Origin of the sequence: Streptomyces sp. NPDC090798 (assembly GCF_044768965.1) — a bacterium.
Taxonomy (GTDB): domain Bacteria; phylum Actinomycetota; class Actinomycetes; order Streptomycetales; family Streptomycetaceae; genus Streptomyces.
Map to the genome: position 1 here is coordinate 393,151 of NZ_JBIVXA010000005.1, position 22,936 is coordinate 416,086.

A 22,936-nucleotide genomic window follows, 5' to 3' on the forward strand; every position below is an offset into this window, starting at 1 on the left:
CGCCGCGCGCACGGAGCGTCAGATTTCCGGCCGCAGCAGCCCTCCCACCGCTCGCCCGAACATCCACCGCCCCGCCCAACCCAGGGGGCGGTCGAAGAACCGCGGCAGCCACCGTACGTTCAGGTCCTCCCGCCAGAGCACCCGCGAGCCCCCGCCCGCCACCGGACGGACCTCGATCTCGGCCCACCCCGTGACGAACGTGCCGCGCTTGACCAGCCGGCACCTGCCCGCGCCCCCATCCTGGGGTGGCCGCCAGATGACGACCTCCATCGGATCGTCGAAGACGAACGGGCCCACCCCCGACCGGGCGACGAACACCGTGCCCTCGCCGGTCGGCGGCGGGGTGCGCACGATGACCCGGGTCAGCGGGACGACGGCGGCATGCCGGGGCCAGTCGGTGAGGCGACGCCAGCTCTCCTCGACGGGAGAAGGGGACACGCGTTCCAGCCGGAAGAGAACCACGGACCGATCGTAGGCGGGCCGAACGGCCGTGCCGCACCTTCCCAAGGCGGAGCTCGGGGAGCGTGACGCCACGGCCCTGAAGTACTCGCTCTCGAACCTCCCCCGGTGCACCTGCAAGGTCCGGCACGTCGTGGCCAGCCCTGCTCCTGCAAGAAGGTGGGGAAGCAGCACCACAAGATGAGCACGGGCCAGCGCGGGGACAAGGACATGGCCATCTATACGTGCAAGAAGGACGGGGGCGGCTGCGGCGGCCGGACGATCCAGATCCCCGACCTCGAACCCCTCGTGGAGAAGCTGCTGTTCAAGCGGCTGGAGGAGGTCGAGGTGGCGGACGAGGAGGACGTCAACGACCCCCGGCCGGCTCTGGAGGCCAAGCTCGTCCGCGACGAGAAGCGGAAGAAGGAGCTGGAGGGCGAACTCCTGGACGGCGACCGTCCGGCTCGGGAGATTCAGAACGTGATCGACAAGCTCAACATGCGGATGGCGGACGCCCGTCGGAAGCGATCCGGCCTTCCAACGTGTGGAACCCGGACCGGGTCGAGATCCTCTGGAAGTGATCTCGTCGGTAACTGCGATATCCGCGAAGTCGGACCCTTCCCACCCGGGGCCTCGCGGGGCGATGGATAGACGAATCGTGTGGGTCGTCCGCTCCTCGGTCGCGCCCTTGGCCGCTCCTTCTACCACCCAGACCTTCATGCAGACCCCGACGCCACTGGCGGACCGGGGCCTTTCGCATGTTCGGGAGGGCTTCAGTGGAGGACGAACTCTGGCTGACCGCCCGCAAGGCCGCCAAGCTGACGGGCGTCAGTACCGTGACGGTCTATTCGTGGGTCCGCCGAAAGCATCTGAACTCGAGGACCTCGATCACCGAGGCCAGAAGCTCTTCCGCCATCTCGCCGTCGCGAGGGCCGGGAGGGCCACCCGGGCGAAGGCCAAGCGTGTACCGATCCCTGCTGCCTGAGGGCTAAGCGCCTGTCCTCGACGGATCCTCTGATGGCTCTTCGGTCCGTGGCCGCAACGGCTCTGTCAGGCCGCAACGCAACAGACCATCCGCGGGAGGAAGGCAGGAGCCAATCCCCAAGTAGTCAATGAGAGGTCAGAGATTTTTTATGACATCAGAAACTTTTGACCTGATTGGCAGACACTGAGGACCGCCCCAAACGAGGGCCAGACCCGAGTCCTGGAGGACGTCCTGTTCCAGCCGACCTGCATGGAGCTGGTGCGCAGGTCCTGGGCAAGGAGCTGAGGGAACCCCGCCCCACCTGACCGACCCGTCCCCCGCTGGGAACTGTGACTGAGGAGAAGCGGCCGGGTTCCTCACCAAGAAGGGCCCGGCCTCGGCGTATCCGCAGTAGGTTGCCGACCTCTGGGGAGAGGGGATTCCATGCACACACAGTCGGCCGCAGAGCGCTTCTACGTTCCATCTGAGGGAGCCAAGGACCGGTTCGTACCTCCCCCGGGCAGGATGCCCCGGCTGCACCTGATCGAGTACCAGGAGGACCTCCGCCTCTGCGAGGATGAGACGGGCCTCCTGGTGGGACCGACGGACCAACGCCTCCACCGGGCGGGCCTGTACGCCACGAACCTCCGGGGCGGGCGGTACCACGCGAAAGCCGCCCGGGACGCCGACCTCCGACCTGGCCGGCTCGTGCGCCTGATTCCCGAGCCCGACAACCCCCACGACCCCAACGCCCTCGCAGTCCACCCTGCACAGGGCCCTGGCCCGGTCGGGTACGTGAACAAGGCGAAGGCCCGGTCTTGGTCGAAGCTCCTGGCCGAGGGGGTCCGGCTCCGGACCATCAGCCTCCGAGGGACCGGTCCGGGAAAGCCCTGTAATGCGGTGGCGGTGCTCGCGGCAGACCCGAAGGTGATTGACCACCTGCTTTCCCCACGGCCCATCGGGCTGCCCGCCCCCGTCTTCCTGCGGAGCCGCTGACCCCGGCATCCCAGGTTGGTACCTCGCGCGCGGGCTGCTGGGCCCCGAATGCACGCGGTCTCGGCAGGAGGCACGGTGTCCCAGCCGGACCTCTGCGCCCAGGATCAGATGACGTCGAGGACGCAGAACAGGCCGCCCACAACTCCCGCGGGCAGGGCGAGGGCCGTTTCCGGGTGTTCGTCCCACCCCTGATGCGGCTCTTCCGCAGGAACCCTTGACGCGCTTGCCTGGCCCGGGAGACACCCCCTGCCCCTTGTACGGACGGAGACCCTGCCCCTCGGTGGGGCCACCGCCCACGCTCTCAGGCGCATTGCCACTGCCCTGATACGCGCATCTCGGGCCCGCCAGAGGGCCTATCGCTCAAGGCCACATGAATGCTGCCCGAGTGCATGTCAGCGTTGATGTGCAGCGTGTCTGTGCCGCCGCCTGCCGTGGTGTTGTAACTAGCAGTGGCCGTCTCCAAGTACGCGTAGGCGGTGCCGGGCGGCAGTGAGCTGTTGAAGACGTCGTAGGTCCCCGGCTTCACCTCGCCCTCCAGGGACAGGCGAAGGTTGACCTCTTGGCCGCCCAACCTGCCGTAGATGTCGGCCTCCCACTCCTGGGTCCCCTGGCTCGGGCCCTCGTCGTCCGCCAACTTGTACTCGGCACAACTGGTCTGGGCGAACACCATGTCCTCGGCCGTGTCAGGGGTGGGTTGCCCCTTGATGACGCCCTGAGCGTTGAGCCCGGTCGTCAGGGAGCCATGAACTGCGCCCGCCAGCTTCAGTGCCTCTGGCACCGTCCTGCCTGAGTCCGCGCGGACCTTTTCCGTTGGGGTCGAGGAGGAGCAGGCGGAGGTGAGCGCAACCACGGCCACGGCACAGGCAAACACGACTCGACGCAACGGATCCCCCCAGATCGTTCGGATCAGAACCCGCAAGGTAACGGCCGAATCGTAAGGGCCGCAGGCGAACCGCCTTGCCAGCTCGATCTCGGTACCTTGGCGCCCCTGTCGATGTGGAGGGGAGGCCGTGAGGCGAGGGTCATCGGAGTACGAAGCGGCCCAGGAGGCCATGGCGGAGATCCTGCTTGAGCGGGCCCGTAATGGGGACTGGCCGATCGAGTACGGGAAGCTGAGCAGGCTCCTGGAGGAGCAGGGCCACAACGTCCAGGCCCACAGCGTGGAGATGGATCATCTCTTGGCCGACGTCTCCCGCCAGGAGAGCCCGGACGGTACGAAGGCGATGCTCTCCGCCATGGTGGTGCTCAAGGAGAAGCGAGAGCCCGGCGCGGGGTTCTACCGCTTGGCGCGGGAAGAGTTCGGCCGCAAGGGCGACAACGTGACCATCTGGGGCGAGGAGATGAAGCTCCTGGCCCGTGAGTGGGGGCAGCGCTGAAGGCGTTCACCGAGCAGGCCCTGAGCTTCTGAGCCGACCAGACGGCCAGCCCAGACGACATCGCCCCCACCGCTACCTGGTGAGGGCCTTCATACCGCTCAGGGGCCATGGACGAACACGGGCGCCGTGAGTACGACGAGTTCGCCCTCCAAGGCGGTGTCGCGGTCGAGAAGCTCGCCAAGGCGGTCCTGGTCTCAAAGAACCCGCTATACATCGCCGAGATACGCAACGCGGACACGTTTACCTCGGCGGCCATCTTGAGCTTCCCACTGAGAAGGTTCGGACCGTCGGAGCCAAGGATGCGGTAGCTCGTCTCCGGCGAATTGGAGCGCTACTGGCCGATCCACAGCTCGACCTTCCAATGGAGATGCGTAACGGTGCTGCCCACGCCTCCAGCGGCGGCGGCGAAGCGAAGCAGATGATCTCTCCTTTCGCTCGCACCATAGAGACGCTGCTCGATCTCCTTGGCGAAGACCTAGAGGCCTTCTGGGACCGGTGGACGACAGCCGTCATAGCGGCAGTGCACTGGCACGAGGATCAGGCCAGTCGGGACATTCAGCTCCGGATCGCTCAGTCCCGGCATGCCTTTGATGACCGGTTCGTGGGCCTACCGGAGGGGGTAAAGGAGCAAGCCCTGACGTCGCAGGGACCCCCTGTAAGTTCGTTGTTCGATCACCCCATGGAGTCCAAGAGGAACGGCGTTCCCTTCGTAATCACGACTGGGGGCGACTGCCCCGCTTGCACCGGGCCCGCTGTTCTTGGCTTCGAACTCGCCCGTCGAACAGACACGAAGGATACGTACGTTCCGAGCACCTACGGCTGCTTTATATGCAACTTCCGCGCATCCGGCCCCGAAGAAATGGCCGCCATGCAGAAGCTGGTCTTCAGCGGTGTTGCTCCAACGTTGCGGACTCCGACGAGACAGACGAGACCGAGACGGACTGATGTCCACCCGAAGCCCCGGTCCCCCGGCCGGGGCTTTCGCATGTCCAGAACCGCGCTGGATCTTCCTGCGCATACCCCGCAAGGAGGAACCGAGTGGTACCAGAGCTGCTCAGGGTCCTGGCGGCGGCCGACGACAGTGGCGGAGGCCCCGACATCGGCAAGCTGATCGGGCAGTTCGCCCACTACGGCCCGGCCGGCGTGTTCTTGACCCTGCTGATCCTCGGGGTCATCGTCCCGAAGTACGTGATGTCTGCCCTGATGACCGAGAAGGACAACTGGCGCGAGGCGTTCGAGAAGGAGCGCGATGCTCACAAGGCGCCCCGGGATCAGCTCGCCGAGGCCGAGCAGCGCGGTGACGTCGCGTTCGCCCCCCTTGTGTCTCTGGCAGGACATGCAAAGCGCCCCTCATCTCCTTTGGGAGGTGAGGGGCGCTTTTGTGCGTTCGGGGGTGCTACTGGCTGCCGAGGAGACGCGCCTTCTGCTGCTCGAACTCGGCCTGGGTGAGAATGCCCTGCTGCGTCAACTGCCCGAGTTTGGCCAACTCGTCCGCGAGGGACGGAGGCTGTGCTCCGGTGGGCTGCTGCGGTGCGTGCTGCTGGGCTATAGCGACATCCAGGGCCTTGCGGAGTTCCTCGAACGCTGGCATCTGCTTCTTCGTGAACAGCACCGAGTTCTCGTCGCCCCTGGCGCTTTGAGTCTGGCTGCCGAACTGGGATCGCCTCTCGACGCCGCCAGGAACCCCGAACTGGATGAAGCCCTCCACGATGGCTCCGGCGGGCTTCCACTGGACGCTGGCGATCTGGCTGATGTGAAGGCGCTTCTCGCCCTTACCGACGATGGATCGGGCCATGAACCCCTTGCGGGTGATAGTCACGTACTGGCCGTCGAACTGGATCTGTCCGCCCTTGCCGTTGACCTCGATCACGTGGTGTTCTCTTCTCGCGATGCTGCTTCTGGAGACGCCATCGTGGCAGGTCGAACCCTTGATGTGGAGAGCCTGGGGCCAACATGTGGCAAAAATGTGCCCACCCCATGCATCTTGACCCCGAACCTCCCGACCGGTACGACGAAGCACCCCCTCAGCTCCGGCGGAATGCCGTTCCTCTTGTTGTCCTGCGGTGATCCGTACATCCGGCAAGAATCCCGTTGTGGATGCAGGAGTTGCGGCCGTCGTGGGTGCGGCCATAGGTGGAACCCTCGCGATTCTGGCTGCTGCCGGGACGGGCTGGTTCACCACGTCTCCAGAAGGAGACACAGCAGGCGGAGGCAGCCCGTCAGCGCCGCTTCGAGAGCTTGCGCGAGCGACGGGAGCCCTGTGCCAAGGCGTACGCCGATCTCCTCGATGCAGGTCAAGAAGTTCTTGACCTGCTCCGCTCCTCCTCTTCCATGGAGGACATGGCCGAGTGCATCGACAACCTGTACTCCACAGCTCGTAAACGCCGTGCCGCTGTGGCGATCGTCGGACCTGAGCCTGTCGCCCTGTCAGCCACCGAACTCCTCCGCAACGTAGCGGTGATGAGAAACGAGGTCATGCACCTGCGCCGCTTCAGCGGCATCTCGGATGTCGCACGGGCGCCGGGGCTGTTCACCATGGCAGCCCGTGCGGCCCTTGAGGACGACGGCGACGAAGCGACCGGATCAGGATGAGAGCGGCAGCTGGGCCAGCATCACGGCGTAGACCGGAGAGTCTGGGAAGGGCTGGCGCTCCCCGACCTTCCGGAAGCCCCAGTCCTCGTACAGCGTCTGGACCCTGGGGTGTTCGACGTCCACCAGGAGGACGGCGAGGTCCTCGTCCCGGTCCTCCAGGAGAGCCCGGGAGAGCAGGTCCGCCACACCCTTCTTCCGCCAGTTCGGGCTGACGGCCAGCTCGGAGTACGAGAAGGTCACCGCCTTCTCCGGCGCCTGGTCGAGGTGCTCGCGCCACCACTCACGGCCAGGGACCGCAGGAGCGCCGTAGGCGAAGCCCACCGCCTCGTCACCGTCGTACGCGAGTACACAGGCGAAGTCGGCGTTACCGCCCCAGTGGTCCACGAACCAGGGGAACTTCTTCTTGAAGTCGTCGTCCCGGTCGGGGCCCGCCGCTGCGGCGTGCAGATCGATGATTGTCTGCCGGATCTGCGGCAGGTCGTCATGCCCGAAGCGGCGGATGTCCAGCCCAGCGGCGCTCACAGTCGGCTCCATTCGGATCGGTAGCGGTCGCCCCACTCTCGGGCGATCGTGGCGTCTGACGCAAGAGTGATCAAGTCCCGGTAGTAGTCACCGAGCAGAGACCGAATCCGTCCAGGGATCGGGTGGCCGGCCATCAGCTTGAAGACCGTGGAGGCCGTGGTGCACGCCTGGTCGACGTCGCGCTGGTGAAGCTGGGCCAGGGCGAGCCGCACGGTGGCCAGAGCCCGGTTCCTGCGGAACGCCTTCGGGATCGTCCCGAGAGCCTTGTGGGAGGCGGCCTCCGCCTCGGCGGAGTCCCCGATCCGGTCCCGGACGATAGCGGTGATGGCCATCAGCTCAGACAGCCCGTAGAAGGCGATCCAAGACGGCCTGGGCTCGGCCGTCCCTGCCTTGCCCAGGGCCTCCTGGGCGTGTCCCAGGGAGCGCAGGGCGGCCTGACGGTTACCGAGGTTCGAGTGGCCGATGGCCGTACGGGCGTGGGCCAGGGAGTTGTACAGGGGCTCGCGCCGGGCGATGGCTGTCCCCTGGGCCGCGTAGGCGGCATCGACGGCTTCGGCGTACTCGTCCCGGTGGTGGGCGAGCATCGCGTACGAGTTCCAGACCCGCATCTCGGCGACGGGATCCTTGGCCATCCCGGCCAGGTACAGGGCCCGGCCCAAGAGCTGGGAGGCTCGATCCATCTGCCGGGCGTCGATCGCGCTCCAGGCGGCCGTGGCGGTGTAGTCGGCGGACACCGAGAAGAGCCTCTGGCGGATGCGCTGGGTGGCGCCGAGCTTCTGCTTCTCCAGGGCCTCGGCCGCCCCGGCCAACGCGGCCCTCTCCAGGCCCTCGTGGCCTCCCCTGTTGCGGTCCAGCGCCATCAGGGCGTCCAGCCCGCTACGGAGCCGGATGACGTCGGAGGTGCCGACCTGGGGAGGGGCACCGACGAAGGGGACGACCACGGCGGCCGTCGTGCCGGTGGCGGCGTTGAGGAAGTTCCTGCGGTCCACAGGGGACTCCGGTTCGGTGGCGGGACGTGGTGTTCGGGTCGGAGGGCTGAACCCCAGCTCCTCGACCGTGCATCCGAATACTGCCTCCAGCGCCTGCTGTTGACGGGGGTGGGGCCACCTGGTTTTTCCGGTCCGCCAGTGGCGGACAGTCCGGTCGCTGACCGTCCCGTCGTATCCGGCACAGATCAAGCGGGTGTTGATCGCGTCCACTAACTCGACCTGGGTCATGCCCCGCTCGTCCATCACGCTGATGAAGCGCTCATTGCCGTCCACATACCCACGGTAGGCAGTGAGTCCCTGTCCGTGAGCAGAAACACACAGAAATTTCCGGTCGGGCCCGATGCACAGCGGGCAGGTATTTCCTGCCCCTCAGCAGCCAGGAGCCGTTCACTCAGGTATGGCCACTCACACCCGCACCCCCTGAGGTCCTGATGACTGTGACGGCAACGCCACGCCCCACGGGGCACCCCGGTTACTCGCAGACTCTCGATCGCGTACCGGAGAGCGCGGGCGTTGCTCGCAGCCTGGTACGTACGGCGCTCACCGCCTGGGGGCAGGAGGACATGGTCGACGACGCCCTGAACCTGATCACCGAGTTGGTCTCCAACGCCGTCGACCATGCCCGCCTCCCCGCGATCCGGATCATCGTCCTGCGCAAGGAGAACTGGGTCCGGCTCGCCGTGGTCGACCGCTCCCGGGACATCCCCCTCATGCGGACCGACTCCAACGGCGACCAGATCCGGGGCCGTGGCCTCGTCCTAGTGGAAGCCCTCTCGGACCGCTGGGGCACCGACCTCCACCGCTGGGGCAAGACGGTCTGGGCCGAGATCCGGTACGAGGGAGCGCTGTGAGGGACGGCAAGCCGTGGATCGGCGACCAGGTGTACGACCACGACGCCCAGAGGAACGGGATCATCACCGACGTCCAGGGCGGTACGTACGTGCTCCGGCCGCTTGCCGGTGGAGGCGCCGAGTGGGACGCCCCCAGTGACGAGAAGCTGAGTGTCAGCGTGCCGCGCCCGGAGTGGATCGGGTGGCTGAGGGCGTGAAGAGATGTCTCCCAGCTCCCTCGCGAGGTCAAGCCCATAGAGGCTCCCCCGGCCTCCCGAGGTGAGAGAAGCCCCGGCTGTCCTCGGATGGTTGGGGCTCCTCCACGTCTCACTCCTCGTCTAGCCACTCGATCTCGTCGTCCGTGAGGTCTTCCATCTCCGGGGCCTCACCATTGGCGTAGGTGATCGGCTTCGGGTCCCAGTGCCGGTACTCCCAGCGTGCCTGAGTGGTGATCTGCTCGATGCTGTGCGTCGGCATGTGGGCACGAGCGGCCTCCATGGCTGCAATGACCACCTCGTCGTACGTGTCGCTCACGCGGATGTGCCGGGTCACCTTCTCGTTGACTTCGATCTCAAGCTTGATCGTCAGAATCTTCTTGATGCCCATGCGGCCCCCCTCCCTCGTCGTTGGGCGACCAGTCTGATCCGCAGCACCAACCGACCGCCGGGGATCAGTGGAGTTGGCATCGAAAACCCTCAAGTAGATGTTCCAGAAGGAAAATGTGGTGCCACGGATCCACCCGACGACGCACGGAAGGGGCCGTGCCGGTATGTCGCAAGCCCGTCGCTTACGTTCGGATCGAGCAGCGGCTCCCTTGCCCGGCCCGCGTCTGATCCGGCGGCGACGGGCTCGACGTACCGGCACGGCCCCGACCCACCCACGCCCCTGCGGATTCCGAGGGCTCGGACGCGGCGGGCAACTCCCGCTCGCCCCAGCGCTGTTGACACGCCGTCCGCCAGACACCAGGCTATCCGGGGAGTACTCCCCGTTTTTTCTTTGTCCCCCATGATCCACCGGTCGCCCGAGGGGCCGGGGGCCTCGACGGCCGACCGGTCCAGAGAGCAGGAGTCCACGTGCCGGACCAGCCCCACGTCATCGACCCCGCGGGCGCCGACCTCCACGGCGAGGCGGATCTGCTGCGCGACCGCGGCGCCGCGGCCCTCATCGAACTGCCGGGCGGGATACGGGCCTGGGCGCCCACCCGGTACGAGACCCTCAAGCGGCTCCTCGCCGACGACCGGGTCTCCAAGGACCCCAACCAGCACTGGCCCGCCTGGATCGAGGGCGAGTACCGCGAGAGCTGGATCACCCTCTGGGTCGGCGTGACCAACATGTTCACCGCGTACGGCGCCGACCACCGCAGGCTGCGCAAACTCGTCTCGCCCGCGTTCACCAAACGCCGTACCGACGCACTCGGGCGCCGCATCGAGGAACTCGCCGCGACGCTGCTCGACCGGATGGCCGAGGCGCCCGACGGGCGGGTGGACCTCCGCTCCGCCTACGCGCACCCGCTCCCGATGCAGGTGATCTGCGAGCTGTTCGGCCTGCCCGAGGACCGGCGCGCCGACACCGCGCGCCTCATCGAGGCCAACATGGACACCACCATCACCCCCGAACAGGCCATGGCCACCTACCGGGAGATCCACGAACTGCTCGCGGGGCTGGTCGCCGCCAAGCGCGAGCGGCCGGGCGACGACCTGACGACCGCCCTGATCGCGGCCCGCGACGAGGAGGGTTCGCAGCTCGCCGAGGGCGAACTGATCGACACCCTCCTCCTCGTCATCGGCGCGGGCCACGAGACCACGGTCAACCTGATCGGCAACGCGGTCCACGCCCTGCTGACCCACCCCGAGCAGCTGCTCCGCGTGCGCGGCGGCGAGATCCCCTGGAGCGAGGTGATCGAGGAGACCCTCCGCTGGGCCCCCTCCATCGCCAACCTCCCGCTGCGGTACGCCGTCGAGGACATCAAGCTCCCCGACGGCACGCTGATCGCGCGGGGCGACGCGATCCTGGCGACGTACGCGGCGGCCGGCCGCGACCCCCTGCGGCACGGCGAGAGCGCGGGCCGCTTCGACATCGGCCGCGCGGACAAGGAGCACCTCGCCTTCGGCCACGGCGTCCACTACTGCATCGGCGCCCCGCTGGCCCGCCTGGAGGCGTCCCTCGCGCTCCCCGCGCTCTTCGCCCGCTTCCCGGACCTGAGCCTCGACGACACACACGGCCCGGCCCGCCTCGCCGAGTCCTTCATCGGCCACGGGTACCGGGTGCTGCCGGTGCGGCTGAGCTGACACACGGCCGTCAGGGGCGGTAGACGGTACCGGGCTTCGCCTTCCCCGGCGCCAGCAGCTGCGGCACGGTCACGAACACGTACCCCCGCTCCTTGAGCGCGTCGATGATCCCAGGCACCGCGGGCACGGTGCCCGGGTAGAGGTCGTGCAGCAGGATGATCCCGTCCCGGCTCGACTGCTTCAGGACGCGCTGCTGTATGACCTTGGGGTCGAACGTCTCGTAGTCCTTGGCGGTCACGCTCCACAGGACCTCCGAGAGGCCGAGTTCGCGGCTGATCTTGTGCACGGTGTCGTCGGTCCGCCCCTGCGGCGGGCGCATGAGCGTCGGCCGCTTCCCGGTGAGCTTTTCTATCGCGTCGTCGGGCTTCTCCAACTCCTCGCGTATCTCCGCGGGCTTGATCTCCGTCAGGATCTTGTGGTCCCAGGTGTGACTGGCGACCTCGTGTCCCTCGGCGGCCATCCGCTTGACGAGCTCCGGGTACTTCTCGATGTGCCGCTTGCCGAGCAGGAAGAAGGTCGCCGGGACCTGTTTCTCCTTGAGGATGTCGAGGAGCTTGGCCGAGTTCTCGCTCGGCCCGGCGTCGAAGGTGAGCGCGATGCACTTGGCCTGGCGGCAGTCCACGGTCCCGAACTTCGCCGGGGCGCCGGCGGCGGCCTGCGTGCGGGCGGCGGCCGGCGCGGTGGTGTGGAGGGTCGTGCACCCCGTCAGCGGCAGGGCAAGCGAAACGGCCGCCAGAAAGGCGGCCGTCGAACGCAACCAGGTCCCCGGTCTTTTCATCTTCATGGTCAGCGAAGGCATGCGGAGACTGTACACCTGGTGTATACACCGCATGTATAGGGGTCCCTGTGACATTCGGATTCCAGAGAAACCCCTGCTCAGACGTCCAGCCGCCCGCCGGACCGGCCGGCGTGCGGACACCCCCGCCGTGGCCTCCCGCGCCCGTCGGCACCCGCCTCCAGGGATCTCGGCCGCATGCGCGGGTGCGGGTGCGCGACTGCGGTCCACTCGTTGCGCACCGCCATGCGGTGGGTGTTCACGTTGCGGAAGGTCTTGTAGTGACATCCGCGCATTACCTAGGGTCGCTCCTGGTGCAAGCGCTTTCTGAAAGGGAGGGGCACTGGCGATGGCGCTCACCGCGACCGACGTACGAGACCGCGCGGACGCAAAAGACACCTCCCTCGACCACAGCGACGTGGAAGAACGGCGCGACCTCTCCCAGGAGCCCCAGTGACAGCCCGCAAGACCTTCCTCGCCGCCCTCGCCGACACCGGTGTCCCCCTCGACACCGCATTCGTCGAACTGCTCACCGCGACCGCCGAGACCAGCGCCAAGGCCGTCCTCGACGGGTACGCCGCCGATCTCGTCGAACTCCGTGACGGCGGCGAGGCCCGCGCGGCCACCCGTTCGCTGCGCACCCTCGTCTCGGTGTACGTGCACGAGGGCTCGGCGTACCACCACTCGGCCGCGCTCCTCGGCCCCGCCGCCGAACTCGCTGACGCGCTCGCCGAGGAGCAGTACGACAACGGGCTGTGGGAGCACGGGGCGGACGGCAACCCGGCCGACACCGCCTTCTCGATCGTCGACCTCAACCTGATCCACCACCTGCTGGAGGAGGACGCCCACGAGCCGACGACCGGACTGCGGTCGACGATCGAGCGGATCCTGCGCCTGGCGGGCCCCTCCCTCGCCATCGGGGGCGTGCACACCGCCAACCACCGCTGGCTGGTCTGCGCGGCCCTCGCCCGCATCCACGCCCGCTGGCCCGACCCCGCCTACCCCGAGCGCATCGAGACCTGGCTCGCCGAGGGCATCGACCAGCTGCCCGGCGGCGAGTACAGCGAGCGCAGCCCCAACTACTCGGCCGCGGTGACCAATCCGGCGCTGCTCGTACTGGCCCGCCACTACGGACGTACGGACCTCTACGCGAACGTACGCGACAACCTGGCCGCCAACCTGTACGTCATCGAGCCCAACGGCGAGGTGGAGACGGTCCATTCGCGCCGCCAGGACCAGACGAGGGTCCGGCACCTGCCCGAGTTCTGGCTCCAGTACCGGGAGATGGCGCTGCGCGACGGAGACGGACGGTTCGCGGCGGTGGCCGCGCTGCTCCAGGAGCGCGGCACCGGCCAGACCTTCGGCGAGACCCCGATCGGCGAGCGCCTCGCCCAGGTCCTGGACCGGCCGGAGCTGGCCGCCCCGCTGCCCGAAGTGACCTCCCTGCCCGACGACTTCGAGCACCACGACGACAGCTGCCGTCTCGTCCGGGTCCGCCGCGGCACACACACGGCGAGCGTCTTCGGCGGAACCGACTTCCCGGAACTGCACGCCATCTCCTCCGGCCTGTCCACCAACCCGACCTTCTTCAAGATGCGCAAGGGCGCGGCGATCCTCGACTCGCTCCGGCTGGCCCCGCGGTTCTTCGCGCTCGGCCACTTCCGGGCGGAGGGACTGGAGCGCACGGACGACGCCTGGCGGCTGCACGCCGAGGTCCGCGGCGCCTTCCACCACCCGCTGCCCCCCGAGCACCGCCGCCCCGACGGCGGCTACCCCCTCACCGACGACAGCCGCTTCTGGTCCGCGATGGACTTCCCGCACCGCCCGAAGGAGTACCGCACGCTCCGCACCGAAGTCCTGGTCCGTGAGGTCGGCGGCGGAGCCTGGGACATCTCCTTCGACCTCTCCGGCGAGGGCTGCGCGAGCCCGCTCGCCCTCGAACTCTGCTTCCGCCCCGGCGGCACCCTGACCGGGGACGGCATCGAACCCGTCCCCGGCTGCCCGGACACCTTCCAACTCGTCTCCGGTGAGGCCACCTACACCGTCGGCACCGACCACATCACCTTCGGCCCCGGCAACGGCAAGGGCGGTCGGCAGCCGGCGGTGGTGGACCCGGGGGAGCGCTACGCCTGGCTGAGCGGCTCCCTGACTCCGGACGGGGTGCGGGTACTGATCACGGGACGTTCACCGCTGACGTACCGGTTGACGCTGCGCTGACCCGGTGCTCCGCCGGTTCGGCGGCCAGGAGTTGGGTGGCGGCCAGTTCGCGGTAGAGGTCGTCGTCGTCGACCAGGGAGTGGTGGGTGCCCACGGCGCGTACGTCGCCGTGTTCCAGGACCACGATCTGGTCGGCGTCGGTGACCGTGGACAGGCGGTGGGCGATCAGAAGGACCGTGCAGCGGCCCGCCGTGCGGGCGACGAGCTCGCCGAGGGCCTGTTCGTTGCGGGCGTCGAGCTGGGCCGTCGCCTCGTCGAGGAGAAGTACCTGGGGGCGGCGCAGCAGGGCGCGGGCGATGGCGAGGCGCTGGCGTTCGCCGCCGGACAGGGTGACGCCGCGCGGGCCCACGGGCGTGTCCAGGCCCTGGGGAAGGCGGGCGAGGAGGCCGTCGAGGCGGGTGACGGCCAGGGCCTCGGCCAGCTGCTCCCCGGTGGCCGAGGGCGCCGCGTACAGGAGGTTCTCGCGGAGGGTGCCCGCCATCACGGGGGAGTCCTGCTCGACGTACGCGATCCGGCGCCGGACCTCGGCGCGGGGCAGGCCCGCGATGTCCTGGCCGCCGATCCTGATCGTGCCCGCGGTCGGCTCGTAGAAGCGCTGGAGGAGGGAGAAGAGGGTGGTCTTGCCCGCGCCCGACAGGCCGACCAGCGCGGTCCGGGTGCCACCGGGGACGGTGAAGCTCACGCCGCGCAGGGCCGGGGCGCGGCCGGGGTAGGTGAACTCGACCCCGGTCAGTTCGACGGCCGGTGGTGCGGCGTGCGCGGGGGTGTGCGCGGACGCGGTCGCGTCGATGTCGTCCTCCACCGGCAGCGCGCCCGCCTCCTGGATCCTGCCCACCGCGCCCAGGCCCTGCTGGAGTTGGGCCGCGCCGCCGACCAGCTGTGACACCGGGCTCGCCAGGAAGAAGACGTACAGGAGGAAGGCGATCAGTTCGGAGACCGACATCGAGTGGTGGGCGACGAAGGTGCCGCCCACGCCGAGCACCACCAGGAACGCGGTCTGGATGGCGGCGCCGCCGACCATGGTGACGAGGGCGCTGTAGCGGGCGCCGACCAGTCCGGCGGCGTACGCCTCGTCGACCGCGTCCTCGGCGGTGCGCGTCTCTCGGCCCTCGGCGCCGTTGGCCTTGACCGTGCGGGCCGCGCCGAGGGTGCGGTCGAGGACGGCGCCGACCGCTCCGACGGACGCCTGGGAGCGGGCCACGGCGGCCTTGATCCGGGGCAGGATGACGGTGATCACGACACCGACCATCGTCAGCACCAGCAGCGTGACGCCGAGCAGACGCGCGTCGAGCGTCGCCATCATGAACAGCGCCCCGGCGAAGGTCAGGACGCCGTTGGCCGTCATGATCAGGCCCTCGGTGGCGGCGCTCTTGAGCAGCGTGCTGTCGGAGGTGACGCGGGCGATCAGGTCGCCGGGGGCCCGCCGGTCCAGCTCGGCGACCCGCAGCCGGATCAGGCGGTGCACCAGACCGCGCCGCACCTCCCGTACCACCCGCTCCGAAGTCCGTTGCTGGAGCCAGGCGTTGAGGCCCGTGAGCAGGGCGCCCGCGACCAGGAACACGGCGAGCAGCGCGACCGGCGCGACCACGCTGCCGCCGCCGTCCAGCCGGTCCAGGATCGCCTGCGCGAACTTCGGCTGCACCAGCCCCGACACACTGGCCAGCAGAGTGAGCACGAGGGAGAGCAGCAGCACGCGCCAGTGGGGTCGGGAGTATCCGACGAGGGCGACGAGCGAGCCGGCGGGAGGTGTGTCTGCGTGTGCGGCCGTGCGGTGTACGTACGGGCTCGCTACCGCTTCCTCGGCCGCTGCCGGGAAGCCGACCCGCGGGTCCGGCACGGGCGGCCCGGGCGTCGGTGTGGCGCCGGTCGGGTTGTTGGGGCGTCTCTCGGAGGAGGGCGTGCCCGCCTGTTCTGCGGAGGGCGTGCCCGCGCGCGGCGCCAGGCGGCGTACCCGCGGGCCCGGCCCCGGCGTCCCGGGCGCCGTCGGGCCGTGATCCTGGACGTGGGCGGGGCCCTGGGCCGGGTCGGGACGACGGCCGTCGGCTGCCGGGCGGTGCTCGGTCGTGCCGTTGTCGTTCATGCGCCGCCTCGTGCTCCCGTCCCGGCCGACTCGGCCGCCAGTGTCGCGAGGCGGGCGGCGGCGGAGGCGCTGCCGCCCGCGGCGCGGAAGGACTCCCCGACGGCCTCGGCCGCCTTCCGGTGACCCCCGGCCGGGTCGAGGACCGTCTCGACCGCCGCGCGGATCCTGGCCGCGTCGGCGCGCCCGAACCGCAGCCGCACCCCCGCGCCCGCGTCCACGACCTGCCCGGCGACGATCGGCTGGTCGTCCCGGATCGGTGCCACGACGAGCGGGACACCGTGCCACAGCGCCTCGCACACGGTGTTGTGCCCGGCGTGGCAGACGACCGCGTCGAGCCGTGGGAGGAGGGCGAGTTGGGGGACGTGGGAGCGCGGGAGGACGTTGTCGGGGACCGGGCCCTCGACAAGCCCGCCGGGGTCGACGAGCACCGCCCGCAGTCGGCCCGCCAGTCCGCCCAGCCCCTCCGCCGCCGCGTTCAGGAAACGGGCCCCGGCGTCGTTGTTGGCCGTGCCGAGGCTGACCAGGACGGTGGGCAGAGGCGATGCGTCCAGCCAGTCCCAGGGGAAGTCGTCGCCGCCCGTGGGGCGGGCGGCGACGGACGGGCCCACCAGCCAGACCCGGTCGGGCAGTTCGGCAGGGCCGAGCAGCGCGCGGGTGGTGTACGCCAGGACGCCGTGCGGGGAGAAGCGGGGGTCCGCCGAGCCGGCCCCGTCGCAGATCCGGTTCCGCAACCGGGCCAGCAGCCCGTCCAGCCACGCCGCGACCTTCGGCATGCCGGCCAGCGGGTCGACGAGTTCGGCGGAGGTGGTGGCCGAGGTCACCCAGACGCGCCCGAGGGACTCGGCGACCAGCGCACCCGCCACCGCCTGCTGGTCGCAGACGACGACATCGGGGTCGTACGCCTCGATCGCCGCCCGTACCCCGGGCGCCATCGCGTCCGCCAGCGGGACGAGGAAGCTCTCCCAGAGGAACTGGAACGCGGCCGGACCCTTCAGGTCGGCGGGCCGCGAGAGTCCGTCCTCGGGGAGAGCGCAGGGGAAGACGACGGCGTCGGATCCGACGAGACCACGGACGAGTTCGGGGTGGCCCGCCCACGCGACCTCGTGCCCGCGCCCGGCGAGTGCCGCCGCGGTGCCCACGGCCGGGTTGACGTGCCCGACCAGCGGCGGCACGACGAACAGGAACCGGCCCATCTAGCGGGCCTCCCGCAGCGCGTGCGCCTCCTGGCCGAGCAGCAGCCAGTCGCGTACGAGGGCGTAAGTCTGTTGGGTGGCCTCCACCAGCACCGAGTGGCCGAGGTCGGGCAGGACGACCGTACGGCAGAGGGGGAGCGAGGCCTCCAGCATCGCGGTCTGCGCCGACAGTTTGGACGCGCCGCCGAAGATGGCGAAGACCGGGCAGCGGATCGCGGACAGGTCCTCGTCGAGCAGAGCGCTGAGCGGGATCTCCTGGGCGAGCGCGGTCTCGTCGAGCACCCGGCCCGCCGCCCGGAACGGCCGGGCGTTGCGCTCGCCCGGGTTCTCCCGCAGCCACTGGGTGACCTGCTGGACCACCAGTCCGCCCTGTTCGCCGACCAGGCCCTCGTACATGTTCCGCGCCCACGCCCGGGCCGGCGGCTCGGCCTCGATGGCGATCACGCTCGCGACCCGCTCGGGGCGGGCGGCGGCCATGGCGTACGCGACGGCGCCGCCGAAGGAGTTGCCGACGAGGTGCACCGGGCGGTCGATCGCCAGCGCGTCCAGCAGTCCGTCGAGGTCGTCGACGAAGTCCTCCATCCGGTAGCCGGTCGGCGGCCGGGAGGTCTTGCCATGCCCGCGCAGGTCGTACATGACGACGTCCAGGCCCTCCTCGGCGAGCCGCGGCGCGAGGCTGAAGTAGTAGCTGGCGAGGCTGTCGATGAGCAGGCCGTGGATGAGGACCACGACGGGGCGCGGGGAGCCGCTCTCGTGGCCCAGCCGCTGGACGTGTACGTCGATGCCGTTCACCCGCATCGTCGCCATGTCAGCCCACCTCCGCGACGGCCAGTGAGTCCACGACGTAGCCGACGAGGTCGCCGACGGTGAGCGCGATGATCTCCTCAAGGCCGCGGTCGGCTATGAACGCGGCGAAGTTGACCCGCTCGCCGTAGAACTCGCGCAGCTGGGCGGAGAGGGTGACGAGGTCGATGCTCTCCAGCTCCAGGTCGTCGTGGAAGGACGTGTCAAGGGTGATCTCCGAGTCGTCGAGCCCGTACTCCTCCAGCACGGTGCGCAGGATGGCCGAGATGTCGGCGAGCGCGGTCGCCGCGTCGGGCGCCGAGGGCCGTCCGCTGTCCGACTGGCCCACAGGACGGTCGAGTTCAGTGGTCATCTTCGTTCTCCTGATCGTTGACTGCCGTCCAGGCCACGACGTACTCCTTGCCGAGCCCCGTGGACGGCCGGGGGGTGGTCAGCGCGCAGTGCCGCACGCGGTACTCCTCGCCCGCGGTGCGGACGGTCAGCCGGTCGCCGTCGACCGAGGTGATCTCGAACCGCTTCGGCTCGCCGCCCAGTCCGGTGCCGCGCGCCTTCGCGACGGCTTCCTTGGCGGCCCAGAAGCGGGTGAACCAGAGCCGTTCGGGGGCTCCCCCCGCCCGGTGGACGAGCGACGTGAGCAGCTCGCGCTCGGCGGTGGTGAGGGCCACGGCGAGGGTGCCCTCGGGGCGGTCGGTGACTTCCTCGATGTCGATGCCGCAGGGACCCTCCCTCCTGGCCATCGCCACGGCCGTCTCGCCGCGGTGCGCGATGGAGACATGCAGTTCGGGCAGGGTCCTGCCGTAGCCGCCGGTCACGAAGGGGCGCCCGGCCGGGTCGTTGCCGACCCTGACCTCGGCCGGGTAGACGGGGCCCGCCCCGGCGTCCCACAACACGTTCCGGACGGCGTCCTTGGCGGCGATCCGGCCGAGCAGCCACTGCCGCCGGCCGCGCGGGGCGTGCGCCGCGTACCGGTCGCGTTCCTCGCCCGCCAGGATGTTGCGCATGATCAGCTCGCGGGTGGCGAGATCGGGCCACTCCTCGTGGACCAGCGCCCAGCCGCCGGGCTGCATCCGGGACAGCGTGTACCGCTCGGGCTCCCGGTCCACCTCGCGGATGCGCGGATTGCTGTCGAACCGGCGGTCCTGCCAGCCGCTGAACTCCGCCCACACCCGCCCCCGATGGACCAGCTGCATGTCCGCCTCGAGGGTGGCGTCGGTGACGGAGGTGATCCGGATCAGGCACTCCAGGCGCTCGCCGGGGGCGGGGTGCGGGCCGTGGAAGCGGATCTCCTTCATCCCGACCGGGAACACCGTCGTCCGCACCGGCTGCCGGGCCATGATCCAGTAGCCGAGGAGCTGCCCCACGTTGTCCAGCAGGGCGCCCGGCGCGGGCGGGGTGACGAGCACCCCGCGTACGTGCCGGTCGCCGACCGCGGTCAGTTCGGCCAGGCCCTGGAAGCGCGGGCCGTGGAACATCCAGCGGCGCGTGTACAGCTCCGCCGCGGTCAGCTCGGGTCTCTCCTCCCGCGCGGCGGGAAAGGTCCAGGGCTCCGGAGGCGTGAACCGGGGCCGTTCCCGGGCGAGTTCGACCACGGCCCGGGCATACGGGCCGAGCGAGGCGGTGACCCGGTCCGGGCCCTCGGGGACGATCCGTACGGGGATGTCGACGGCCGGAGTGGCGGTGATCCACTGGTGCAGCCGTACGTCGTGGACGGCCACCGCGCGGCGGCCGGGCGCGGCCCGCTCGGCGAACTCCATGAGGTGGGCGATCACGGTGGTGCCCGGGACCACGGGCCAGCGGTCGGCGGGGTCGGCCTGGGCGGGCTGCCGGAAGAAGCAGTGGTCCAGGAGGTACGGCATGGTGTCGACGGAGACGTGAAGGGTGGCTTCGAGGGGCTGGGGTTCGGGGGTGACGGGCTCGGCCATACGAACGTCGGCGCCGCTTTTCGGGGGTGTGCCGCCCGTACGGAGGCCGGGCGGGGCGCCGCGTCCGCGTCGACCCGCCGTCACCACGTCCGAGGCGAGCGCCGTCGCGTCCCGCAGCAGTGCCGACAACTCCGCGCCCAGCGGGCCCTGTTCCTCCAGGGCGCCCGCGTCATGGGGCGCGGTGTGCCGCGGCCGGGCCAGTGCGGCGCTCAGCCGGTCGCGGGTCTGCGCCTCCAGCGAGACGTTCGCGCCGCCGAGGTCCAGCCGTACGGGACGGCTCGGACGGCGTACCGTACGGGCCGGTGTGACGGTCGAGGCCGAGGCACCGCCCAGCAGCGGGACGAGGTCCGGCGCGGCCCCGTCCGCCCACAACGCGCCTGCCACGCGGTGGAGTTGGGGCAGGCCCGGGCGGTGCGGGGAGTGCGCGGGGACCACGAGGTGGTCGCGGCCGTGCAGGGTGTCGGCGATGAGCGAGCCGAGCTGACCCGCGCCGAGCTGGACGAACGCGCGGAAGCCCGCCGCGTACATCGTCTCCACCAGGGGCCGGAAGCGGACCGGCTCCAGCAGATGGCGGATGAACAGTTCACGGATCGCGGCCGGTTCGTCCGGGTAGGGGGCGACGGTCGTCGCGGACCACAGGGGCAGCGCGGCCGGGCGCAGGGTGTAGGCCTCGGCGGCCTTCCTGATGGGGTCGAGGTAGGGCTCCAGCATCGGGGTGTGGAAGCCGGAGCGGAACGGCAGGATCTGCGAGATGACCGCCCGGGACCTGAACACCTCGACCAGTGCGGCGACGGCGGGCTCGGGGCCGCAGATCATCGACTGGTTGGGCGCGTTGTCGTGGGAGAGGACCACGTCCCCGCGGCCGTCCAGCTCGGTCAGTACCACCTCGGCGGGGGCGCCGATCGCGGCGAAGGCCAGCCCGGGGACGCTCAGCGCGTCGGGGTCGAAGTCGGCGAGAAAGGCGTCCACCTCCTCGGGAGGGTGGATTCCGGCGGCGGCCATCGCGGTCCACTCGCCGAGGCTGTGCCCGGCGAGCGCGTCCGGGACGACGCCGAGGCGGCGCAGCGCGGTGTCGAGGAGCCGGCCGAGCTCGAAGACGCCGGTGCCCTGCCGGCCCACGTCACCCACGGTGGCGTCGGTGACGGCGCGCGACCAGGGCAGCCCGAAGTGCCGGGCGATGTCCTCGGAGTTGGGCGCGAACTCGGCCTCCAGGCCGGGGAAGACGAACGCGAGCCTGCCTCCGCCCGGGCCCAGCAGGGGGCGCGGCACGAACCACACGTCGCCCCGGCCGCGCCACCCCTTCCCCTTGGCGACCGCCTTGCGGGCCAGCGCCAGCCGCTTGGCCGTCGGCCCGACGACGGCGAGCCGCACCGGATCGGTGGCGGGGGCGCGTTCGTCGAGACCGGCGGCGATGATCGCGGAGTCGGAGCGGTCGAGGAGCGCGGCCATCGCCTCGGGTGTCGGCGCGGTCAGCCGCAGCACCGGCTCCGGCTCGTACACCTCCGCCGGCCGCCGCGCGACCGCGACCTCTTCGAGCACGACGTGCGCGTTGATGCCGCCGAACCCGAAGGCGTTGACGGCGGCCCGGCGCACCGGCTGCCGGTCGTCGGTCCGCCAGGGCCGGGCGGCGCCGATGGGGGTGAACCGGGTACGGGCGAGCGCCGGATGCGGGTCGTCGCAGTGCAGGGTCGGCGGGAGCACCTTGTGGTGGACGGCGAGCGCGGCCTTGATCAGCCCGGCGACGCCCGCCGCGGGCATGGTGTGGCCGATCATCGACTTCACCGAGCCGATCACGGCGTCCGGCGCGTCCCCGGAGATGTCTGCCGACGGTGGCCCGAACACCGCGGCGAGCGTGGTGAGTTCGGTGCCGTCGCCCGCCGGGGTGGCGGTGCCGTGTGCCTCCAGGAGGCCGATCGAGCCGGGGGCGGACGGGTCGAGCCCGGCGGCCTCCCAGGCCTGGCGGACCGCGCGGACCTGGCCGCCGGAGTCGGGCGCCATCAGACTGGTCGTACGTCCGTCGGAGGCGACGCCGGTGCCGGTGATCGCGGCGTAGATCCGGTCGCCGTCCCGCTCGGCGTCGGCGAGCCGCTTGAGGACGACGACGCCGGTGCCCTCACCGATCAGCACGCCGTCCGCGCCCCGGTCGAACGGCCGGATACGCTCGCTCGGGGAGAGCGCGCCGAGTTGGCTGAACACGCTCCAGAAGGTGATGTCGTGGCAGTGGTGCACCCCGCCCGCCAGCATCACGTCACAGCGCCCGCTGCCGAGTTCGCGCACGGCGTGGTCGACGGCGATGAGCGAGGAGGCGCAGGCGGCGTCCACGGTGTAGGCGGGCCCGCGCAGGTCGAGCCGGCCCGCCAGCCGGGACGCGGCGAGGTTGGGCACGAGGCCGATCGAGGACTCCGGTGCCTCGGGCCCGAGCCGGTCGGTGAACGCCTCGCGCACCGCCTCCAGTTGATCGGCCCCGAGGTCCGGCAGCAGTTCGCCCAGGGTGCGCACGAGCTGGCTCGCGGTCCGCACCCGCTGGTCGAGCCGGACCAGGCCGGGCGTGAGATAGCCGCCCCTGCCGAGCACCACACCGACCCGGTGCCGGTCGGCGGGCAGCCGGCCCTGGCCGCCCGCGTCGGCGAGGGCCTGAGCGGCCACCCGCAGCGCGATCAGCTGGTCGGGCTCGGTGGCCGGGACCGCGGCCGGCATGATCCCGAACTCGGTGACGTCCACCTCGGCCAGCTCGTCCACGAAGCCCCCGCGCCGGCAGTAGACCCGGTCGGCGCGGGGCTCGGCGCCGGGCGCGTAGTACTCCTCGGCGTCCCAGCGGCCCGGCGGCACCTCGGTGATGGCGTCGACGCCGGAGACCAGGTTGTGCCAGTACGTGGCCAGGTCGGGGGCGCCCGGGAAGAGCACCGACATGCCGACGATGGCGATGGGTTCGGCGCCGGCGCCGGTCACG

22 protein-coding genes are annotated in these 22,936 nt (G+C 70.5%); 10 read left to right on the top strand and 12 right to left on the bottom strand.

Annotated features, from left to right (window positions below; all coding sequences use genetic code 11):
* Nucleotides 1-18: 18 nt before the first annotated feature.
* Nucleotides 19-462 carry an SRPBCC family protein gene (locus tag ACIQTP_RS14260; RefSeq protein ID WP_403399661.1) on the bottom strand — a complete coding sequence of 148 codons (444 nt, stop codon included), beginning with the start codon at nt 460-462 and terminating at the stop codon, nt 19-21.
* Nucleotides 463-669: 207 nt separating this feature from the next.
* Between ACIQTP_RS14260 and ACIQTP_RS14265 the strand changes: the two genes are divergently transcribed.
* A complete protein-coding gene (locus ACIQTP_RS14265; RefSeq protein ID WP_403399664.1) occupies nt 670-1,089 on the top strand; it encodes a hypothetical protein in 420 nt (139 codons plus the stop codon).
* Nucleotides 1,090-1,846: 757 nt separating this feature from the next.
* Nucleotides 1,847-2,398: an HIRAN domain-containing protein gene (locus ACIQTP_RS14270; RefSeq protein WP_403399666.1), complete on the top strand. Its 552-nt coding sequence runs from the start codon at nt 1,847-1,849 to the stop codon at nt 2,396-2,398.
* Between the two features lie 301 nt (nt 2,399-2,699).
* Here the strand turns inward: ACIQTP_RS14270 and ACIQTP_RS14275 are convergent, their stop codons facing one another.
* On the bottom strand, nt 2,700-3,317 hold the full coding sequence (locus tag ACIQTP_RS14275; RefSeq protein ID WP_403399668.1) for a hypothetical protein: 618 nt from the start codon (nt 3,315-3,317) through the stop codon (nt 2,700-2,702).
* Between the two features lie 133 nt (nt 3,318-3,450).
* On the opposite strand from ACIQTP_RS14275, the gene ACIQTP_RS14280 reads away from it, so the two are divergent.
* The 3 genes from ACIQTP_RS14280 to ACIQTP_RS14290 all read left to right on the top strand — a co-directional run bounded on the left by ACIQTP_RS14280 (nt 3,451) and on the right by ACIQTP_RS14290 (nt 5,223).
* Nucleotides 3,451-3,774, top strand: a complete 324-nt coding sequence (locus ACIQTP_RS14280; RefSeq protein WP_403399670.1) for a hypothetical protein — start codon at nt 3,451-3,453, stop codon at nt 3,772-3,774.
* A gap of 107 nt (nt 3,775-3,881) precedes the next feature.
* Nucleotides 3,882-4,082: a hypothetical protein gene (locus ACIQTP_RS14285; protein ID WP_403399672.1), complete on the top strand. Its 201-nt coding sequence runs from the start codon at nt 3,882-3,884 to the stop codon at nt 4,080-4,082.
* Nucleotides 4,083-4,812: 730 nt separating this feature from the next.
* On the top strand, nt 4,813-5,223 hold the full coding sequence (locus tag ACIQTP_RS14290; RefSeq protein WP_403399674.1) for a hypothetical protein: 411 nt from the start codon (nt 4,813-4,815) through the stop codon (nt 5,221-5,223).
* On the opposite strand, the gene ACIQTP_RS14295 is transcribed toward ACIQTP_RS14290, so the two are convergent.
* Nucleotides 5,171-5,644, bottom strand: a complete 474-nt coding sequence (locus ACIQTP_RS14295) for a DUF4429 domain-containing protein (RefSeq protein WP_403399676.1) — start codon at nt 5,642-5,644, stop codon at nt 5,171-5,173. The genes ACIQTP_RS14290 and ACIQTP_RS14295 overlap by 53 nt on opposite strands.
* 263 nt (nt 5,645-5,907) lie before the next feature.
* Here ACIQTP_RS14295 and ACIQTP_RS14300 point away from each other — a divergent pair, with 263 nt between their 5' ends.
* Entirely contained in the window at nt 5,908-6,366 is a 459-nt protein-coding gene (locus ACIQTP_RS14300) for a hypothetical protein (RefSeq protein WP_403399678.1), read from the top strand.
* Here ACIQTP_RS14300 and ACIQTP_RS14305 read toward each other — a convergent pair.
* Nucleotides 6,358-6,900: a GNAT family N-acetyltransferase gene (locus ACIQTP_RS14305; RefSeq protein WP_403399680.1), complete on the bottom strand. Its 543-nt coding sequence runs from the start codon at nt 6,898-6,900 to the stop codon at nt 6,358-6,360. The two genes, ACIQTP_RS14300 and ACIQTP_RS14305, sit on opposite strands and share 9 nt — an antisense overlap.
* Nucleotides 6,885-8,150 carry an XRE family transcriptional regulator gene (locus ACIQTP_RS14310; protein ID WP_403399682.1) on the bottom strand — a complete coding sequence of 422 codons (1,266 nt, stop codon included), beginning with the start codon at nt 8,148-8,150 and terminating at the stop codon, nt 6,885-6,887. The genes ACIQTP_RS14305 and ACIQTP_RS14310 overlap by 16 nt, the downstream gene beginning before the upstream one ends.
* A 158-nt stretch (nt 8,151-8,308) precedes the next feature.
* On the opposite strand from ACIQTP_RS14310, the gene ACIQTP_RS14315 reads away from it, so the two are divergent.
* Together ACIQTP_RS14315 and ACIQTP_RS14320 are read left to right on the top strand one after the other, a co-directional pair.
* Nucleotides 8,309-8,728: an ATP-binding protein gene (locus ACIQTP_RS14315; protein ID WP_403399684.1), complete on the top strand. Its 420-nt coding sequence runs from the start codon at nt 8,309-8,311 to the stop codon at nt 8,726-8,728.
* Complete coding sequence (locus ACIQTP_RS14320; RefSeq protein WP_403399687.1) at nt 8,725-8,925, top strand: hypothetical protein; 201 nt, start codon at nt 8,725-8,727, stop codon at nt 8,923-8,925. The genes ACIQTP_RS14315 and ACIQTP_RS14320 overlap by 4 nt, the downstream gene beginning before the upstream one ends.
* Nucleotides 8,926-9,034: 109 nt before the next feature.
* On the opposite strand, the gene ACIQTP_RS14325 is transcribed toward ACIQTP_RS14320, so the two are convergent.
* On the bottom strand, nt 9,035-9,313 hold the full coding sequence (locus tag ACIQTP_RS14325; protein ID WP_403399689.1) for a hypothetical protein: 279 nt from the start codon (nt 9,311-9,313) through the stop codon (nt 9,035-9,037).
* A 467-nt stretch (nt 9,314-9,780) separates the two neighbouring features.
* Here ACIQTP_RS14325 and ACIQTP_RS14330 point away from each other — a divergent pair, with 467 nt between their 5' ends.
* Nucleotides 9,781-10,995 carry a cytochrome P450 gene (locus ACIQTP_RS14330; RefSeq protein WP_403399691.1) on the top strand — a complete coding sequence of 405 codons (1,215 nt, stop codon included), beginning with the start codon at nt 9,781-9,783 and terminating at the stop codon, nt 10,993-10,995.
* 10 nt (nt 10,996-11,005) lie between these two features.
* On the opposite strand, the gene ACIQTP_RS14335 is transcribed toward ACIQTP_RS14330, so the two are convergent.
* Entirely contained in the window at nt 11,006-11,773 is a 768-nt protein-coding gene (locus ACIQTP_RS14335) for a polysaccharide deacetylase family protein (protein ID WP_388140189.1), read from the bottom strand.
* A gap of 450 nt (nt 11,774-12,223) precedes the next feature.
* Here ACIQTP_RS14335 and ACIQTP_RS14340 point away from each other — a divergent pair, with 450 nt between their 5' ends.
* Nucleotides 12,224-13,987 carry a hypothetical protein gene (locus ACIQTP_RS14340; protein WP_403399694.1) on the top strand — a complete coding sequence of 588 codons (1,764 nt, stop codon included), beginning with the start codon at nt 12,224-12,226 and terminating at the stop codon, nt 13,985-13,987.
* Here ACIQTP_RS14340 and ACIQTP_RS14345 read toward each other — a convergent pair.
* The 5 genes from ACIQTP_RS14345 to ACIQTP_RS14365 are packed head-to-tail and all read right to left on the bottom strand — an operon-like array spanning nt 13,944 to nt 22,896.
* Complete coding sequence (locus ACIQTP_RS14345) at nt 13,944-16,067, bottom strand: ABC transporter ATP-binding protein (RefSeq protein ID WP_403399696.1); 2,124 nt, start codon at nt 16,065-16,067, stop codon at nt 13,944-13,946. The genes ACIQTP_RS14340 and ACIQTP_RS14345 overlap by 44 nt on opposite strands.
* Nucleotides 16,064-17,260, bottom strand: a complete 1,197-nt coding sequence (locus ACIQTP_RS14350) for a glycosyltransferase (RefSeq protein ID WP_403399698.1) — start codon at nt 17,258-17,260, stop codon at nt 16,064-16,066. Before ACIQTP_RS14350 ends, ACIQTP_RS14345 begins: the two co-directional genes overlap by 4 nt.
* Nucleotides 17,261-18,067 (bottom strand): alpha/beta fold hydrolase, encoded by an 807-nt coding sequence (locus ACIQTP_RS14355; RefSeq protein WP_403399699.1) that lies wholly within the window; start codon nt 18,065-18,067, stop codon nt 17,261-17,263.
* Nucleotide 18,068: 1 nt separating this feature from the next.
* A complete protein-coding gene (locus tag ACIQTP_RS14360; RefSeq protein WP_403399702.1) occupies nt 18,069-18,416 on the bottom strand; it encodes an acyl carrier protein in 348 nt (115 codons plus the stop codon).
* Nucleotides 18,406-22,896, bottom strand: coding sequence for a beta-ketoacyl synthase N-terminal-like domain-containing protein (locus ACIQTP_RS14365; RefSeq protein ID WP_403399846.1), 4,491 nt, complete (start codon nt 22,894-22,896; stop codon nt 18,406-18,408). Before ACIQTP_RS14365 ends, ACIQTP_RS14360 begins: the two co-directional genes overlap by 11 nt.
* Nucleotides 22,897-22,936 lie beyond the last annotated feature (40 nt).